Annotated in this window: 10 protein-coding genes; 6 read left to right on the top strand and 4 right to left on the bottom strand. The window is 68.5% G+C overall.

The window, feature by feature from the left end:
* Positions 1-1,320: VWA domain-containing protein (locus MJ785_RS11730; protein WP_239380801.1), on the bottom strand; the 1,320-nt coding region annotated here is incomplete at its 3' end.
* Between the two features lie 309 nt (positions 1,321-1,629).
* Between MJ785_RS11730 and MJ785_RS11725 the strand changes: the two genes are divergently transcribed.
* Positions 1,630-2,487 carry a hypothetical protein gene (locus MJ785_RS11725; protein ID WP_239380799.1) on the top strand — a complete coding sequence of 286 codons (858 nt, stop codon included), beginning with the start codon at positions 1,630-1,632 and terminating at the stop codon, positions 2,485-2,487.
* 292 nt (positions 2,488-2,779) lie between these two features.
* Here MJ785_RS11725 and MJ785_RS11720 read toward each other — a convergent pair whose 3' ends face one another.
* From MJ785_RS11720 to MJ785_RS11710, 3 genes are all read right to left on the bottom strand, one after another.
* Positions 2,780-4,429 carry an esterase-like activity of phytase family protein gene (locus MJ785_RS11720; RefSeq protein WP_239313059.1) on the bottom strand — a complete coding sequence of 550 codons (1,650 nt, stop codon included), beginning with the start codon at positions 4,427-4,429 and terminating at the stop codon, positions 2,780-2,782.
* Positions 4,430-4,880: 451 nt separating this feature from the next.
* Positions 4,881-5,162, bottom strand: coding sequence for a hypothetical protein (locus MJ785_RS11715; protein WP_239380797.1), 282 nt, complete (start codon positions 5,160-5,162; stop codon positions 4,881-4,883).
* 112 nt (positions 5,163-5,274) lie between these two features.
* Positions 5,275-6,675, bottom strand: a complete 1,401-nt coding sequence (locus MJ785_RS11710; protein WP_239311450.1) for a glutamate decarboxylase — start codon at positions 6,673-6,675, stop codon at positions 5,275-5,277.
* A 222-nt stretch (positions 6,676-6,897) separates the two neighbouring features.
* On the opposite strand from MJ785_RS11710, the gene MJ785_RS11705 reads away from it, so the two are divergent.
* From MJ785_RS11705 to hrpA, 5 genes are all read left to right on the top strand, one after another.
* Positions 6,898-9,228 (top strand): helicase-associated domain-containing protein, encoded by a 2,331-nt coding sequence (locus tag MJ785_RS11705; RefSeq protein WP_370651659.1) that lies wholly within the window; start codon positions 6,898-6,900, stop codon positions 9,226-9,228.
* 256 nt (positions 9,229-9,484) lie between these two features.
* On the top strand, positions 9,485-10,282 hold the full coding sequence (locus MJ785_RS11700) for a maleylpyruvate isomerase family mycothiol-dependent enzyme (RefSeq protein ID WP_239311446.1): 798 nt from the start codon (positions 9,485-9,487) through the stop codon (positions 10,280-10,282).
* A 606-nt stretch (positions 10,283-10,888) separates the two neighbouring features.
* Positions 10,889-11,779: a DUF2637 domain-containing protein gene (locus tag MJ785_RS11695; protein ID WP_239311442.1), complete on the top strand. Its 891-nt coding sequence runs from the start codon at positions 10,889-10,891 to the stop codon at positions 11,777-11,779.
* Positions 11,780-12,704: 925 nt separating this feature from the next.
* Positions 12,705-13,241 (top strand): hypothetical protein, encoded by a 537-nt coding sequence (locus MJ785_RS11690; RefSeq protein WP_239311440.1) that lies wholly within the window; start codon positions 12,705-12,707, stop codon positions 13,239-13,241.
* 672 nt (positions 13,242-13,913) lie between these two features.
* Positions 13,914-17,882 (top strand): ATP-dependent RNA helicase HrpA, encoded by a 3,969-nt coding sequence (hrpA, locus tag MJ785_RS11685; protein WP_239380795.1) that lies wholly within the window; start codon positions 13,914-13,916, stop codon positions 17,880-17,882.
* The last annotated feature ends 60 nt before the right edge of the window (positions 17,883-17,942 follow it).

Raw genomic sequence — 17,942 nt, 5'->3', positions numbered from 1 at the left:
GGTCATCTCGTCCAGCTCCTCCAGGAAGCTGAAGTTGCTCTCAAGCAGGCGGTCGACAAGGCCACCGAGACCGCTACGCCGCGGCGATGCCGCAGCACCGGCACCGACATTGCGGCTGCTCCGCCCTATCGCCATGAACTGCCAGAAGATCGGCTCGTAGGACGCCCAGGTGATCTGGTCGCGAGCGGCCCGCTTGTCGGTGGCCTGGCCGTCGGTCACGAACATCACGTAGACGGGCAGGTGGTCCGGGCGAGGCTGGGAACGTTGCCGCCCGCGGGAGTCGGGAAAGTAGTGCTGCCGGACCATCCCCATGGCCTTCGCGTAGTTGGTGGCGCCCTCAAGCTTGCGGTGACGCCTGAGCCCGGCCACCCAGTCCTGGTAGTTACGCAGATCGAGCGGGCCCTCGTCGTGGCCACGCCCACCGAAGGTGAACACATCACAGGAACCGTCATCATCGAACTGGACGGCGAGCGCCAGGATGCGCTCGCACAGCCGCTGCACCTTGCCCTGGCTGTACAGCGCGCTCATCGACAGGGAGATGTCCAGGCAGAGCGCGACCCGGGCACGGTGCTCGGACATGCCCTTCTTCCGAAGGGAAACCCCGGCACGCTTGACCAGGTCGACCATGGCCGGCGCGGCCACGGCGAGCTGCTTTTCCAGCCGGGCGGCCTTCGCCGTGGACACCGGATCGCGGGTGCCGGCGGCTGCCGGCCGCCCCGGGGCCGGCCCCGGCAGCGGTCCTGGTCCCGCCGGGGCCGGTGGCCTGTCCGCTACGGAGGGCGGCGCGTCGACGGTGATGCCGTAGCTCGTGGCAAGCCCGGCCAGGCCCGAGGTCCAGCCCTGGCCCACCCCCCGGAACTTCCAATGCCCGGACCGCCGGTACAGCTCGCCCAGGACGAACGCCGTCTCAGCACCCGCGTCCGTGACCTCGAACCGGACGATCTCCGGGCCGGGCGTGAGGAGATCGCCTGCGCCCGGCGCGTCGTGGACTCGGACATGCAGGCCGCGCACGGCGCCGACCGGCTGGCCGTCGGTCGACACCGCGACGACAACGGTTGAGATCTCCGCAGGCAGCCGGGCCAGGTCGACGGTGACCGCCTCCTGCCGCGCGGAACGCTCCTCGATGGCCACGCACCCGTCGATGGAGCGCGGCTGGTTGTAGAAGACGAAATCGGCGTCGCCGCGGACGCGACCGGATGCCGTGAGCAGCAGTACGCTGCCGTCCAGTTCCGGTCCGGCGGCGGAGTCGACCACGACGCGCACCCGCCCTGTCCCCGGCGGCAGCGGCACGTTCCCGCCCTTGGGCAGAACGACAGTCATACCGGTTGAGTGTAGATACGGTTTTTCCGGCCCAGGGGTACCGAGTGGTCGCCGCCGGAAATCCGCCAGGGCCTGCCGGCGCCAGCCGGCGCCTCGCATCATCGCTCCCCGCACATCGCTTCGCGATGCACGGGTACCCCGGCTCGTCAGCCCCGGTAGAACACCGCTACCGGGGACTGGGCCGCCTCGCGACGCATCCGCCTGCCATCCGACACAGGGTGGCCACGGCCACGGCCGCCCATCGACCGATTCGCGTGGCATGGTGGCCATGGGTGTCCTGTCCCCCGCGAAAGGGTGACCAGAACGTCGATGACAGCAATAATACGCAATATGACAAAAATTCATGTTTTCCGCAGCCGGCGCGCTTTCGGCAGCCAACGCATTCTGGGCGGCCAACATAATGCTGGCGGTCAACGCGCTTTCAGCTGCCGGCCGTCAACCCGTCCCAGCGCCGGCGGTCGGGTATCAGCGGGCATCATCGGCCCGCTCGGCCTCGCCGGCCTGCTGTGCCTGACGGCCGGCTGCCAGGTCAGCCGCTCTGATCTCCACGACCCGGCCAAACCGTCGGCCACCGCCCACAGCACCCCCGCACCCGCGCCTGGAGGCACCGGCCAGACCAGCGACGGCTGGACGATCACTGTCTATTACACCGCGGTCGAAAGCTTCCACCACGGCCAACCCAGACAGGTGACGGGCTGCCCGCGTCAGGACTGCGCACACGGCAACGACCCGCTCGGCACGTATCCCACGGATTTCGTCGCCGCCGTGCACGACGAAGGCACTGGCCGGATAACCAGCGGCGATCACGCTGGGAATTATCTGAACTGGTCGTATGACACCGGCTACTGGCTCGACACGGTCCCCGCCGACACCACCGGCCAGCGCCTGCAATCCTTCAGCACGGCCGCGGCGGACTCGGGTGTCCTCGCGCAGGGCGCCCGGTTCACCGTCGCCACCTGCGGTAGCGAGGAGGACCACTCAGCGGTCGACCCGGTGGCCTGCGCCCGTCTGCAGGCTGCGACGTGGACGATCCACGACGAGTTCACCCCAGGTCTCGGCGGCGACAAGCACATCGACCTCTACGTCGGCGAGGAGGACCGCGTGGGCTTCACCGACAGTCCCCTCTACCTCACCGGCACCGGCGCCCGGATAACGATCATCGGCTGAGAGCGCCCGGCAATAGGGATGTGGATCAAGGAGCGGGGCTTGGGTGCGTACATCGCAAGGCGGAGGAGGGAGTCACCCTGGTCCTTGGGTGTCGACCGACGACAACGCAGCGAGGTGCGTGCCCCAGCCCGTGATGCCGCGTCCTCTGTTGTCGGTCGCTCTAAAACGCGCCTGGCAACAGGGGACGCGGCATCACGGGGTTATCACGGGGTTGAGGCACGCACCTCGCGTCGTGTTTGAGGCCGCCCCGCCAGGTTCGCGCGGGCCGGCCTCGAACACGGATCAGGCGCTGTCAGTGACGGTGGCTTCCCGGGCCGACCGTCACGGTGACCGTGGCGGTGCTGGCAACCGCCGGCAGTCGAGTGGTGTCGATCGCGAGGAACTCGCCGTCGTCCTGCGCCCCGTTCGGCAGCACCTTCGCGTGCAGCTGGAACGGTGGGGCGCTGTTCGTGACGCCGTCGATCCCGAAGTCGCTGTCGTTGCTGACGATGATTGTGCGTCCGCCGTCGGCAACCGCAACTCCCTCAATCTTGTCATGCCCGAAAAAGCCACCGGTCGGGTCAAGGCCGGTCAACAGACCGCCGAGGTCGAGGGCGAGGCTCTTGGTGACGGGGGTGATCCCGGCGGAGGCCAGCGCCGCGGTCGCGGCCGTGGTGGTCGCCGTCCCGGCGAAAGCCTCGATCGTGCGTCGGTTGGGGCCAACGAGCAGGCCGCCCCTTGCCGCGTCGTACACCGCGCCGGGCAGCGTCGCTGCCGGTCCGACGTCGGTGGCGCCGGCCAGATCGATCCGGAACAGCTTCTTGTAGGCACCCGGCTCGGGGTGGCCGTCACGCTCGTCGACGAGGAACGTCGTGTCGCTCAGCGCGGTGATCTCGCTGACCGCGCCGCTGTTCAGCTTCGGGTCGTCGAGCAGGTAAAGGTACTCGTGCGTGGCGTGGGTGCTCAGCCCGTACGTCACGATCCGCAGGGTGGTGACGTTGGCCGGTTTGCCGGTGAGATCGGGTTGCGCCAGCGCCTGCTGCATCGCGCCTACGAGCGTCTGTCCGTCGGGGGTGACCGTCAGCCCTTCCATGCCCTTGTTGGGCACCCGGTTCGCCAGTTCCGCCGGCAGCGACCCGTCGAACGGTGAGAGCCGCTCGATCGCGCGGCCGTCACGGCCGAAGTGGGTGATGAACGGCCCGTACTCGTCCGACACCCAGAAGGTGCCGTCGGGTAGGGCTACCAGCCCTTCGGAGTCGTAACCGGACGCATCGGGTGGGAGGACGTTCCCATTCAGGTCGACGATCGTCTCGCCGGTGTTCGCCTGGCTGTTCGCCCGGCCCGTGTACGGCGATCCGTCCGCCGCGCGCAACGGGATGGTCCTTTCCAGGACGGCCTTGCCGTCGACGAGCCGGAACCGGCCGATCGCCGGGTCGAAGTCCGGCAGCGCCTCGACCTTCACCCCGTTCGGCCCGTCGACGTTCGGGCCGCGGTCGGTCACGCCGTAGTACTCGTCCCGCGAGCCGGGCACCGGGTACAGCGACGAGCCGTATCCACCACCGGTGATCTTCACACCGCCGATCGTCGCGATCGGCGGCAGGTGCGTGCTGTAAAGCGAAACCACGTCACTGATCGAGTAAGTGAACGTGTCCGTCCCGGTGAAGCCCGCGGCCGGGATGTAACTGAACGACCCGTCCTGCTTCAGGGTGAGAGTCCCATGGGCTGGTTGGGTGTGCCTGACCAGCGTCGTCGGCCACCCGGTGTCGTTGCCCAGCACTCCCTCGCCACGCACGGTGAGAACCCCGCCCGCCTTGACCCAGTACGCGTCATCACGCGCTGTAAGACCCTGCCCCTGCTCCTGCTCCTGTCCTTGGCCGGACGGGTCAGCGGACGCGGCCCCGCCGCCGATTACTGACAGGGCCACGGCACCGGCCGCAACCACGGCGACACCCAGACGGTTCATCCGTTCCTCCTCCGCGGCGCGTCCCCCGACGCGCCGCGGGCCAGTCTCACCAGCACAGATGCACGGCTGCCGTCGAACCAGCGACAAACGGGCAACGCGCGCACGGACAGCTGGCGGACCCGATGGAGCCGGCAGCGGTGAGGGGCATCAACCGCAACGACCCTCATAGGACAAAAACGACAGTCCGCATCCCGTCACGTTGGGCAAGAATCCCATTATTCTCCTCGAACCTGCGCAAAACCGGCTCGCAAGCTGGAAGACAAAGCTGCCGATAGACCCACAGATCGAGATCAAACCCCTCTGAGATATTGCAGGCGTCTACCGTCGCTTTTCAGAACGGCTCGGGAGTCAGTACACGCAGCCACCGTGACACCCAGTTCCCAGCGTGCTTCCCGATCCGTGGCGGCGGGTGCGACGATCGCCGTCACAGGATCATGCATGGGCTTCCGTTTCAGTCGAGGAGCTGGCCGAAGCTGTCGGCGGTCAGGACGCGAGCGGTCCAGACCTGAAGCTGATCAGCAGAGGCGTCGCGCACAGCGGCAAGCACCGGTTCGGGAACCGGACCGAACTTGAGAGTCAACAGCTGGAGCAGCGTCTCAACACGCCCCTCAGCGCGCCCCTCGACACGCCCCTCGACACGCCCCTCGACACGGCCCTCAGCGCGCCCCTCAACACGGCCCTCGACGCGGCCCTCGACACGGCCCTCAGCCCTGAGCGTCTCCGCGATGGTCATGTAGGCCTCCTCCGCATCAGGACCGACAGCAGCCATCAGATCATGCGGCTGGCCACGCATGTCCCGCATCCCAGCCCCGCTCCCTGATCCACACCCCGGTTCCCGGGCGCTCTCAGTGGTGGAAGGAGGTAACGCCGTTGTCTTCAGGCCACGGACGCCGGTGCGGGTCGGACAACCGCTTCACCACCCGGCGCAGATCCGCGACCAGCATTCCGGCCAGGTCCCGGCTGAAGCCGTTACGCACGACCACCCTCAGCACCGCCAGCTCGTTGAGCGCGGGCGGGAACCGGTAGGCCGGTACCAGCCAGCCGCGGGTGCGCAGCAGCTCGGAGACGTCGAAGACGGTGTAGCCGGTGACCTCCTCCCGCAGCGCGAACGCGAACGCCGGGATACCGCCGCCATCCGAGACCAGTTCGAACGGCCCGAGCTTCGCCACCTCACCGGCCAGCCAGCGGGCGTTGTCCCGGCAGGTCTGCATCACCCGCCGGTACCCCTCCCAGCCCAGCTGCAGGAATGCGTAGTACTGGGCGACGACCTGGGCGCCCGGCCGGGAGAAGTTCAATGCGAACGTCGGCACGGAGCCACCCAGGTAGTCCACCTGGAAGACCAGATCGGACGGCAACGCCGCCTCGTCGCGCCACAGCACCCAGCCGACCCCCGGATAGACCAGCCCGTACTTGTGGCCGGAGGCATTGATGGACGCCACCCGGTCCAGCTGGAAGTCCCAGACCAGCTCCGGATCGCAGAACGGCGCCACGAACCCGCCCGAGGCGGCGTCGACGTGCACCGGCACATCCGGGCCGCCTGATCCCGCGAGGCGGTCGAGCGCGGCCGCGATCTCGGCCACCGGTTCGTAGCTGCCGTCGAAGGTCGAGCCGAGGACAGCCACCACGCCGACGGTGTTCTCGTCGCAGTGCGCCACCGCCGTATCGGCGGTCAGCCGGGTGCGTCCCGGCCCGAGCGGCACCAGCCGCGGCTCAACGTCCCAGTACCGGGCGAACTTCTCCCAGCAGACCTGGACGTTGGCCCCCATGACGATGTTCGGCTGGTCCGCCGGCAGGCCGGCCGACCGACGCCGGGCGCGCCACCGGCGGGTCAGCGCGAGCCCGGCGAGCATGCATGCCTCGGATGAACCGGTCGTCGAGCAGCCGACCGCGTTCAGCGCGTCCGGGACGTGCCACAGGTCGGCGAGGATGTTGACGCAACGCGCCTCCATCTCGGCAGTCTGCGGGTACTCGTCCTTGTCAATCATGTTCTTGGATGCGCACTCGACCATCAGCCGGTCCGCGTACGGATCCATCCAGGTGGTCACGAACGTGGCCAGATTGAGCCGCGCGTTGCCGTCGAGCATCAGCTCGTCGTGGATGATCTGGTATGCGGTCTCCGGGGTGATCGACTCCCGCGGCATCCGGAACCGCGGGACCACGACATCCTCGCCCGGCCGGGCGAACTGGGGCCGGATGTCGACGGTCTCCTGTGCCTGCTCGCCGCTTGCCTGGCCGTGCAGAGCCATCACCGGTGAACCTCCTGCCTGTTACCTGCTACCCGCGCCACGCACGATTCATCAGTCCCACGGGGCGGGTCCGGGAAGGGGCAGTCGGATTATGCGCTCTCGCCCGCCGGCTGACTGCCACGGGACTGGAAAGTCTGGGTTTGCGCTCCGGCGACGCCGACCAGGCGATGGGCCGCCCACCGCTGGTGATCGCCGCGAACCGGGCGTAAGCTGCCCAGCACAATGAAGCAGGTGTGTGCTGAATCGTTTGCCGACTACTTGGCAACCCTGGACGAGGCGTCGCTGACCGCTTTGCTGGCGGCACGCCCAGATGTCCTGATCGAGCCGGTTCCCCGCGGTTTCGCCCAGCTCGCCCAACGGCTGGACGGCACGGATTCGCTCGTCGCCGCGATGCGGATGCTGAACAGGGACACGGTGCATGTCGGGCAGGCGCTCGCCGTGCTGGGCGGGTCCGCGACGGTGCCCGCGCTGGCGGCCTGGCTGGGCGCACCCGAGAGCGCCGTCCGGGACGGAGCCGCCGACCTGTGCGTACGCGGCCTGGCCTGGCGTGACTCCGACGTGGTGCGGCTGCTGGAGCGGCTGCGCGCGCACTGGTCGGCGAACTTCGACGCCGCCCGCCCGGTGAAGAAGATCGCCCAGTCGGTCCTCGTGACGGAGCTGCGGACCGCGGTCACCGCGCTCGGAGCCAGCGCCAGCGGCCTGGGCAAGCCTGAGTTGATCATAAAGCTGTCCGAACTGATGTCAGATCCGAAAACGATCATAAAAATCATCTCCGGCTTGCCGCAGCCCGCGCGGGACCGGCTCGACGAATTCCGGCGCGGCCTGATCGGCGACTACTCCTGGCGCATCGAGTACGGAACACCCGCCCCAGCCCGCCAAACCGAGATCCTGATCGCCGCGGGTCTGATACTGCGCAGCAACCGCCAGCCTGAGCTGCCGCGCGAGGTAGTGATCGCCGCCTGGCAGGCCGAGCACGATTTCTCCCTGACCGGCCAACCCGCGATCGCACGGCCGGACGTCGACCCGGCGATGGTGCGCTCCGCGGCCCAGGCCGCCGCCGAAGAAGCCATAGGACGGGTGACCGCCCTCCTCGACGAGGCCCGCGCCACGCCTGTGGTAGCCCTGAAAAAGGGTGGTGTCGGGCCTCGGGAACGGTCGCGGCTCGCGAAACGGCTGTCCATGCCCGAGGCCGACCTCCTGGTATGGATCGATCTTGCGTACGCCGCTGGTCTGCTGGGCCAGACCGACGACGGATACGCACCCACCCCTGACTACCAGCAATGGCGCGTCGCCGAACCCGGCCGGCGCTGGGCCGTCCTCGCGTCGGCCTGGTTCTCCCTGGAGCATGCGCCGTCCAGCCGAGAGATCGAGGGCGAGAAGGATCTCCCGCCGCCGCTGCCGCTGCTCTCGGGAGCGGGCCGGATCCGCCGGGCGATGTTGAACGCCGCTGGTTCAGGTGGTTCGGTTCGCGCGGCTGGCCGGGAGATCGAGTGGTTCAGCCCGCTGGACGGGTACGACGCCGTCCGGCGCGCCAGCAAGGCCGCCGCGGCGACGCGAGAGGCGGAGCTGCTCGGGGTGGTCGCCCTCGATGTGCTGTCGGAACTCGGCGAACATCTGCTGGCCGTCGCCAGCGCGGTGGCGGCGGAGGCCGTCGACGAACTGGCGAGGCAGTGCGCCGACCTGCTGCCCGAAGCCACGTTCACCGTCATCCTGCAGTCGGATCTGACCGCGGTGGTGGCCGGCCAGCCGAGTTCGGCGGTGTCGCGGCTGCTGCGGGACGCGGCCGTCCCCGAGTCTCGCGGTGCCGCCGGTACGTGGCGTTTTTCCGCGTCGAGCGTCCGGGCCGCGCTCGACGCGGGGTGGAGCGCCGACACGCTTCTCGCGGAACTGCGTGACATGGCGGCGCACGCCGTGCCACAGCCGTTGGAGTACCTCATCTCCGATGTCGCACGCCGGCACGGGCAGGTCCGCGTTCGTGGCATGCGCTGCTGCGTCATCTCCGACGAAGCCTCGACCACTGAGATCCGCCACACCCGGTCGTTGGCGAAGCTGCAGTTCAGCCAACTGGCGCCTACCGTCTTGGCCAGCCCGTTCAAACTCGACGACGTGCTGGCCCGCCTGCGCGAGGTCGGCTTCTACCCGATCGCCGAGGACGCCGCCGGCACGATGATCGTGCCGCGTCGGCAGGAACACCAGGCGTCCCCCCGCTACACCGACCCCGCCCATGGGCCACGCCGGCTTTCCCCGGCCGACCTCGCCCACCGGCTGGCCGCGGATCCCGATGCCGGCACAATGCCGGACTCCGGTACCTTCAAGCGGCTGGCCCGGCTGAACACCCGTCTCAACGAAGCCGAGCTGGAGCTGCTGGCCAGCGCCGTGGACCATCAGCACGATATCGTCATCGCCTACCGGGACAACAACGGCACCCGTACCGTCCGCCAAATCCAGCCGCAACAGTTCTACGGCAAGTGGCTCGACTCCTGGTGCCGCCTGCGCAACGGCCAGCGTGACTTCTCCGTCGCCAGCATCGAATCCGTCAGCCCCGCGGGCTGATCGGCCATCCTGGCCGTTCCACCGTCTCCAGCCGCTCGGCGCGCGCATTCTGGCTGACCGTGGAGTGCGCATTCTGACTGACAACGACGCAGTGCTGGCGCGTGGCGCGGACCGGTTTCAGCCACCAGGCCCGCGATGAACAGGCATCGCTAAACCACCACGGCAGTGTGGTAAACCCTACTGGCAGATCGCAGTCCACAGACGCGAAAAGCGCCCTGGCGACCGGATGCCGGGCCTACCTTCCTCGGAGACGAACATGACCGATCGTGCCGACCAGATCATCGATGCACTGCGCAGCGGGCACGACCAGGTGACCGCCGTGGTACGCGGGCTTACCCCGGACGGCCTCTCCCGGCCGTCCGGGGCGTCGCGGTGGGATGTGTCCCAGGTCCTCAGCCATCTGGGCAGCGGTGCGGAGATAACGCTGGCCACTTTGGAAGGCGCGCTGAACGGCACGGGCGTGCCCGCCGCGGACTTCAACACGTCGGTCTGGGCGCGTTGGGACGCGCTGTCGCCAACCGAGCGCGCCGAGGGCTTCATCACCGCCAACGAGAAGCTGATCATCTGCTACGAAGGCCTCGACGCGCCCACCCGCGACGAGCTGCGGATCGATCTGGGCTTCCTGCCCGCCCCGGTGGACGTCGCGACCGCCGCGGGCCTACGGCTCTCCGAGTTCACCCACCACACCTGGGATGTCGAAGTCGCCTTCGACCCGGAGGCCGTCCTGGCACCGGCCGCGATCGAGCCGCTCCTCGACCAGGTCAGCATGATCATCGGCTTCCTCGGCCGGCCGGGCGCCCTCGGCGACCGGCACGCCACGATCACGGTCCGAACCACCGCGCCCGAGCGCTCCTTCGGGCTCGGCCTGGGCGACACGGTCACGCTCACCAGCGAGGAGCCTGATCAGCCCGACGCGGTCCTCAACGCACCGGCGGAGTGGTGGCTGCGGTTGGTCACCGGCCGTCACGCAGCCGCGCATACCCCGGCCACCGTGGCCCTGACGGGCGCTACGATCACCCTGGACGACCTGCGACACGTCTTCCCCGGGTTCTGAGCTCACGCTGCCGGCGCTCCACGGCGAGGCCCCGTCAAGGCGAGGCCCCGTCAAGGCGAGGCCCCGTCGAGCGTTGATCCGGGCTGACATCCCCCACGGGCCTTGCCTGCCGGTGCGCCGCTCGTGGAGCCGCACGACCATCGATGGACGGCCCGCCGCTGCCATCCGCGGCTCAGCGCGGCCCCGGTGGAACTGCCCCGGCCCGTGTCACGGCCCGTGTCGGGAGCCGCGGCCTGCCGAGTGCTGGCAGCCGCCGGATACACAGGCTGGCTCGTTGCCTGATCTCCTCAGCCGCCACCAGCCAACCAGCGTGCCCTCGCCATGCCCGGCGCTCGTTCCCCGATCGGCGCATGACCACCACACGGTGGATAACCAGTCCTCCCGAACGTCTCCAGCTGGGCGATGACCAGCTGGATCACGGGCTTCGACGACACCACCGCCGCCGCGCCGGATAGACCGGGCATGACGTGACATGCACGGACCGTACGGGTCCGCCGGCAAAGGACGCCCTGGTGTGATGTGGGCGCGAGTGGGTGGCAGGCTATCGATGTGGTCACGCAACACGTTGTTTCAGTCAGCGGAGTCTCAACAGTGGGAGGGGATCGCGTGTTCGGGTCAGCGGAGGACAACCGACCAGGTGCGGATACCGACGCACGGGCGGGGTGGACGGACCGCGCGATCGGCGCGGCCACGGTCGCGGCCGTGGTCACCGTCGCCGCGGTAGCGGCCTTCGTCTCCTACCGGCACATGCGGGGCGTCGCGCTGGACCACGGCGAGGACGCCACGGCCGCCGCGGTCATCCCGTTCAGCGTGGACGGCCTGATGCTGGCCGCGTCCATGACGATGCTGGCGGACCGGCGTGCCGGCCGGAGCCGCTCCTGGCTGTCCTACCTCCTGCTGACCATGGGCGCCTTCGCCTCCCTCGCCGCCAACGTGCTGCACGCCGAACCCAACCTGACCGCCCGGGTCATCGCCGGCTGGCCGGCGCTGGCGCTGCTGGGCTCCTACGAACTGCTCATGCGCCAGATCCGGGTTGCCAGCCGTACTGCCGAGAACCGCGCTGCCGGCGGCCGCACAACCCCGGCCGGACAGCCGGCTGATGACACATTCGGTGTTCCTCACCAACGGGACGCCCAACGCGGTACCCAACGGGACGCCCAACGCGCCGTCACCGATCTCATGCCGCTCTTCACCTCCCAGCCCACAGTGGCTCACCTGGCAGGTAGCGACCCTGACGGCGAGGGTGCCGGGATGTCCGGCGGCACGATTGCACCTTCCCTGACGCTGGACGCCGCGGACAAACGGGAGGCCATCGTGCATGCGCTGGAACAGACCAACGGGTCCGCCAGCGAGGCGCTGGCCTTCCTGGCCGCCCGCGGTGTCACGGTCAGCAAAAGCTGGGTGTACGAGGTCCGGAAGGACTCACGCTACGCCGATGTGTACACCGGACCGCTGCCCATTATCGGCGAACGCACCGTTGTCGGCGGCCTTGGCTGACCGCGGCATGACGGAGCAGAACACCGCTACCGGGGCCTGCGCCGCCTCGCGACGCACGCACCCCCAGCCCCGCTCCTTGAGCTACACCCCTATTGCCGGTCGCTTTTAGAGCGCCCGAGGATAGGACTGTCCGGCTCGCGGCTCCCCGCGTCCCGCCCGGCCGCGTTGTCCTCAGTCGGCGCCCACCACCAGGGCGCCTTCCTCTTCCGCCTTGCCGGACCGGGCACGGATGAACCGCTCACTGATCGAACGCCCTATCCTCGGGCGCTCTTAATCCTGCTCGACGGCAGCCCGTACACATACCGAACTGGCGTGCTGGACGGTGCCGTCGTAGCGCGAAGCCCGCGCCCTGGTGCGCCTGGTTCGCCTGGTTCGCGTGTGCCGCGATGGTCAAGCGTAAGGATGAACGGACGGCCTGGTTCCTGTTTCGCCATTGCGCGCTCCACCAGGGCAAGCAGATCGTTGAAATGCGGAGAACGGAGGACGTCGGCGGTGGGCAGAAGCGCCCACCAACTGTCGCTGTGTGTACCGGGACCAAAGATGACTACTGGCGGCTCTGCCATCAACATATTGTTCCGACCGACCGCGGACAACCGGCAGCGATCGGGTGAACATCTAGGGCGTGTTCCGGAAGCCAGCTGTCCGGCTCGCCACGCCCAGGCGGCCCCTGGCCGCGGCTCCCTGACCGGACGACACCTTCGGAAACACGCCGTAGTACTTGTATGGCGATATGCCCCGCGAGGCCGCGTACGCCCCGGCGCGCGGCCCAGCCGCGATCGGCTGGGGCCAGCGGGGAGACGCCGGCAGCGACAGACCGGCGCCGCTGGCGGACGGCGACTCACCCGGTTGGGGTGAGGACTCCGGCCGGGAAAGAAGCCCATCGTTCACATGACCGCTGAAAACGGTGGGCGAGGAGGGAACAGACATGACGATCGGACCCGTCCAACTCCTGGTGCTCGGTTTCAAGCAGCCTGATTTCCGTGGTGAGATCCAGACTGAGCTGCAACGGCTTCGTGACAACGACCTTGTACGGGTGGTCGACGCCTTGGTCGTCCAGAAGGACGCCGACGGCGATGTCGCCGCCGTACGCGGCAGCCAGCTGACCGACGAGGAGCAGGTCGAGCTCGGCGCCCTGGTGGGCGCGCTCGTCGGGCTCGGCGAAGGCGGCGAGGCCGGCATGCGGGCAGGTGCCGAACGCGGTGCGCGGACCGCCGCCGAACGGGGTGGGGTGTTCAGCGAGGAGGATGCCTGGGACGTGCTCGCCGAGATTCCCGAGGACACCGCGGCCGCGCTGATCCTGCTTGAGCACCGGTGGGCCATCCCGCTACGGGACTCGATCGCGCGAGCGGGCGGATTCCGGCTCGCCTCGGAGTTCATCAGTCCGCTCGACCTGGTGTCGCTGGGCCTGGTGGAAGCCCGCGAGGCCGAGGCGCTGGCAAAGGCGGAAAAGGCGACGATCTGAGTTCTCGCACAGCGCGACAGAGGGAGAGATGACGATGCTTGGACGCTCTCGCCGGATTGCCCGGCGCACGGGACGGCGCACAGGACGGCGAACCGCTCGCCGGGTCGTGCGCCGCGACAGCTAAAAGACCGGCACAGGACGACAGGACAGCAGGCCGGAACTGATCAGGACGTACATTCGCAGATAACCATCTGGACAAGCTGATGTGGGAAGCGCGGCCGCTGTGCACGGTGGCCGCGCTTCCCACCCGGTGTCACCCCAGCGGTCAGCTGTTACCCCGCGGGGCGTCTCACCGGCCGGGTTCCACGGCCACGCTGCCGCCCCCTTGCCGCCGCATCCGCCCCTTGCCACCGCATGCCCGGCTGTCACCGCCACCGCGGTGGCGGCATGCTCGACCAGCCACTCGACCACCCACGCGATCAGCCCACCCGCCCGGGACCTCCGCCGGGCTCCAGGCGGCACCCATCCCATGCCCACCGCCGGCCCATCCTCCTCACTCGGGGACCGCTGGCATTGCACCGGGTGACAGCGAGCACGGACATGATGGGCCTTCATCCTGATTGAGTAGGTCGTGACACCGGGAATACCCGACGGCCGACGGCCACTTGACCAACGGGTCGGTACCCGTTGCCCCTTGCCCGCCATCCACACTTCGTTGGACGCTGCTTCCCGATGCCTCCGCCCACCGCCCTGGCCGCACGACTGCCCGATCTGATGGTGCGCGATCAGCGCCGTCTACAGCGCCGTATCGACGGCATGCGCAAAATACGCGACCCCGAAGCTCGCCAGGCCGCCCTCGCTACGATCACCGCTGACATCGACACAGCCGCGCTGCGCGTGCAGCGGCGGCGCGCGCGCGTGCCGGCCGTCACCTATCCCCCAGCGCTACCGGTCAGCCAGAAAAAGGACGAGATCCTCGCCGCGATCCGGGACCACCAGGTCGTCATCCTCGCCGGCGAAACCGGCTCGGGAAAGACCACGCAGCTGCCGAAAATATGCCTTGAGCTGGGACGCGGTGTACGCGGGCTGATCGGCCACACCCAGCCGCGCCGGTTGGCGGCACGGGCGGTGGCGGAACGGGTCGCGGCGGAGCTGGGCGAACCCGATGGGCAACCAGGCGGGATAGTCGGCTACAAGGTGCGGTTCACCGATCAGGTCGGCGGCGACAGCCTGATCAAGCTGATGACCGACGGCATCCTGCTGGCCGAGATCCAGACAGACCGGTCGCTGTACCAGTACGACACGCTGATCATCGATGAGGCCCATGAACGCAGCCTCAACATCGACTTCATCCTCGGCTATCTGAAGCAGCTCCTGCCCCGCCGGCCCGACCTCAAAGTGATCATTACATCGGCGACCATCGACCCACGGCGTTTCTCCAGCCACTTCGGCGGCGCGCCCATGATCGAGGTTACCGGCCGGACCTTTCCCGTCGAGGTCCGCTACCGGCCCCTGGTGGCGGAGATCGACCCCGATGCCGGATCCGGCGGCACGGATGGCGTCAGGGGTGGCAGGGCCGCCGCCACGGCGGTCCAACGCGACCCGACAGAAGCGATCACAGCCGCGGTGGACGAGCTGTGCGCGGCGGGCCCCGGCGACATCCTCGTCTTCCTCAGCGGTGAGCGGGAGATCCGCGATACCGCCGGCATCCTGGCAAAACGGCAGTTGCGCGATACCGAGATCGTACCGCTGTACGCACGGTTGTCCGCCGCGGAACAGCACCGGGTCTTCCAGCCCCACGCCGGGCGCCGGATCGTGCTCGCCACCAATGTCGCGGAAACCTCGTTGACGGTTCCCGGCATCAGGTACGTGATCGACCCGGGCACAGCGCGCATCTCCCGTTACAGCAGCCGGACAAAAGTCCAGCGCCTGCCAATCGAAGCCATCTCACAGGCATCCGCGAACCAGCGGAAGGGACGTTGCGGGCGGCTGGCCGACGGTATCTGCATCCGGCTGTACTCGGCCGAGGACTTCGCCGCCCGCCCGGAGTTCACCGATCCGGAGATTCTGCGGACGAACCTCGCGTCCGTCATCCTGGCCATGACCGCGTTGAACCTGGGCGACATCGCGGCATTTCCCTTTATCGACGCCCCGGATTCGCGCAGTATCGCCGACGGGGTGTTGCTGCTCACCGAACTCGGCGCCGTCGAGACGGAACCCGCCAACGGAGCCGCGAAGACCGGTGGGCATCGCCGCCTGACGCCGCTGGGACGTAAACTGGCGCAGCTGCCGCTCGACCCGCGACTGGCCCGCATGGTACTGGCGGCCGAAAGCAACGGCTGCGTACACGAAGTCATGGTCATCGCTGCCGCGCTGTCCATCCAGGACCCGCGCGAACGTCCCGTCGACGCTCAGCAGGCCGCCGCGGAGAAACACGGCCGCTTCACCGACAAACAGTCGGATTTCCTCGCCTACCTCAACCTGTGGGAGTATCTGGGGGAACAGCAGCGGGAACTGTCGGGAAACCAGTTCCGCAAGCTGTGCCGGGCCGATTTTCTGAACTACCTGCGGGTACGGGAGTGGCAGGATATATACAGCCAGCTGCGCCAGGCCGCGAAGACCCTCGGGATGTCGCTGAACAGCGCGCCCGCCGACCCCCGCGGGATCCATGTCTCGCTGCTGGCCGGCCTGCTGTCGCACATCGGTCTCGCCGATACCGAGAAGCAGGACTACCAGGGGGCGCGCAACGCCCGGTTCGCGGTATTCCCCGGTTCGGCGTTGTCCAAGAAACCACCGCGCTGGTTGATGGCCGCCGAGCTCGTCGAGACGTCCCGGCTGTGGGGACGGACGGTTGCGCGTATCGAACCGGAATGGGCGGAAGCGCTCGCGCCCCACCTGGTCCGGCGTGCATACAGCGAACCGCACTGGGAGAAGAGCCGGGGCGCGGTGGTGGCATCCGAGAAGGTGACGCTGTACGGGATTCCGCTGGTCGTTTCCCGCAAGGTGAACTACAGCGCGATCGACCCGCAGCTGTGCCGGGACCTGTTCATCCGCCACGCCCTGGTCGAGGGCGACTGGCAGACCCACCACGCGTTCTTCCACGCCAACCGGGAGCTGCTCGACGACGTCGAGGAACTGGAACACCGGGCACGCCGCCGCGACATCCTGGTCGACGACGAGACCCTGTTCGACTTCTACGACCAGCGAATCCCCACTCATGTCGTCTCCGGGCGCCACTTTGACAGCTGGTGGAAAAAAACCCAGCGCACCCAGCCCGACCTGCTCGCCTTCTCCACCACCATGCTGATCAAGACAGACGCGGCCGGGGTCGACGAGCGCGACTACCCCGACGTCTGGCGGCATAACGAACTCGCCCTGGCGCTGTCCTACCAGTTCGAACCCGGCACGGACGCGGACGGCGTGACCGTGTGCATCCCGCTGCCGGTACTCAACCAGGTGACCGCCGAAGGTTTCGACTGGCAGGTACCCGGCCTGCGCGAGGAACTGGTGACCGCGCTGATCAGATCCTTGCCCAAGCAGATACGGCGCAGTTTCGTCCCGGCGCCTGACTACGCCAGGCGGGTGCTGGAATCGGTGACACCGGCGGACGGACCACTGCTCGCCATCCTGGAACGCGAGCTCGGCCACCTCGCCAACGTGGATGTGCCCAGGGACGCCTGGCAGCTCGACCGGGTACCCGACCACCTGAAGATCACATTCCGGATCGTCGACGAGACACAGGCCACTCTCGCCGAGGGCAAGGACCTCGCCGCGCTTACCCGGGCGTTGGCACCGACGATGCGGGTGGCGGTCAACGCCGTGGCGGACGGTGTCGAGCGCCACGGCCTGCGGACCTGGGATTTCGGCCCGATCCCCCAGCTCGTCGAACAACGCCGCGCCGGCCAGCCGGTCAGGGCGTATCCCGCGCTGGTCGACGAGACCGACAGTGTGGCGATCCGCGTCTTCGCCACCGAGACCGACGCCCGCCACGCCATGTGGCAGGGCACCCGGCGTCTGTTGTTGCTGAACGCGCCGTCACCGGTCCGTGACATCAACGCCGCCCTGACAAACCAGGCCAAACTGACGCTCAGCCATCATCCATACCGCAACGCCACCGAGCTGCTCGATGACTGCATCGCCTGCGCCGTTGACAAACTGATCACGGAATGCGGCGGTCCGGCCTGGGATGCCGACGGGTTCGCCAAGCTGCGCGACATCGTCCAAGCCGGCCTGACCGTGACCGCGATCGATGTCGTGACAAAGGTGGAGCGGGTCCTGGCCACCGCGCACACCATCGAGCGGCAGCTGAGGACGACGACCGGCCTGGCCTTGGTGGCGGCCCTCAGTGACGTGCGCTCCCAGCTCTCCGGCCTGGTGTATCGGGGCTTCGTCGCCGGCACGGGCTGGGCTCGGCTGCCCGACCTCGTCCGCTACCTGACCGCGATCACACTGCGCCTGGACAAGCTGCCGAGCGATCCGAACCGTGACCGGGAACGCACCCGGCACATCGAACAGGTGACGCGGGAGTACAACCAGTTGCTGGGCAGGCTCCCACCGGGCAGCCCGCCCAGCGAGGGGCTGGCACGGATCCGCTGGATGATCGAGGAACTACGGGTCAGCTACTTCGCCCAGACCCTGCGGACGCCGTACCCGGTCTCCATGGAACGGATCTTTCGAGCGATGGACCAGCTCACGCTTTGACGGGCCAGTTGGCGTTCTGACCGGGTTCGATTAAATTCGATTCGATTGGATCAAATTCAT

It is taken from the genome of Protofrankia sp. CiT1, assembly GCF_917627335.1.
Lineage (GTDB): Bacteria > Actinomycetota > Actinomycetes > Frankiales > Frankiaceae > Protofrankia.
This window is presented reverse-complemented; position numbering and strand designations above follow the sequence as displayed.

Bases quoted from the DNA above. Each gene is read 5' to 3' on its own strand.
- MJ785_RS11725 (WP_239380799.1), top strand. From the start codon at position 1,630: ATGACAGCAATAATACGCAATATGACAAAAATTCATGTTTTCCGCAGC.
- MJ785_RS11720 (WP_239313059.1), bottom strand. From the start codon at position 4,429: ATGAACCGTCTGGGTGTCGCCGTGGTTGCGGCCGGTGCCGTGGCCCTG.
- MJ785_RS11715 (WP_239380797.1), bottom strand. From the start codon at position 5,162: ATGACCATCGCGGAGACGCTCAGGGCTGAGGGCCGTGTCGAGGGCCGC.
- MJ785_RS11710 (WP_239311450.1), bottom strand. From the start codon at position 6,675: ATGGCTCTGCACGGCCAGGCAAGCGGCGAGCAGGCACAGGAGACCGTC.
- MJ785_RS11705 (WP_370651659.1), top strand. From the start codon at position 6,898: ATGAAGCAGGTGTGTGCTGAATCGTTTGCCGACTACTTGGCAACCCTG.
- MJ785_RS11700 (WP_239311446.1), top strand. From the start codon at position 9,485: ATGACCGATCGTGCCGACCAGATCATCGATGCACTGCGCAGCGGGCAC.
- MJ785_RS11690 (WP_239311440.1), top strand. From the start codon at position 12,705: ATGACGATCGGACCCGTCCAACTCCTGGTGCTCGGTTTCAAGCAGCCT.
- hrpA (WP_239380795.1), top strand. From the start codon at position 13,914: ATGCCTCCGCCCACCGCCCTGGCCGCACGACTGCCCGATCTGATGGTG.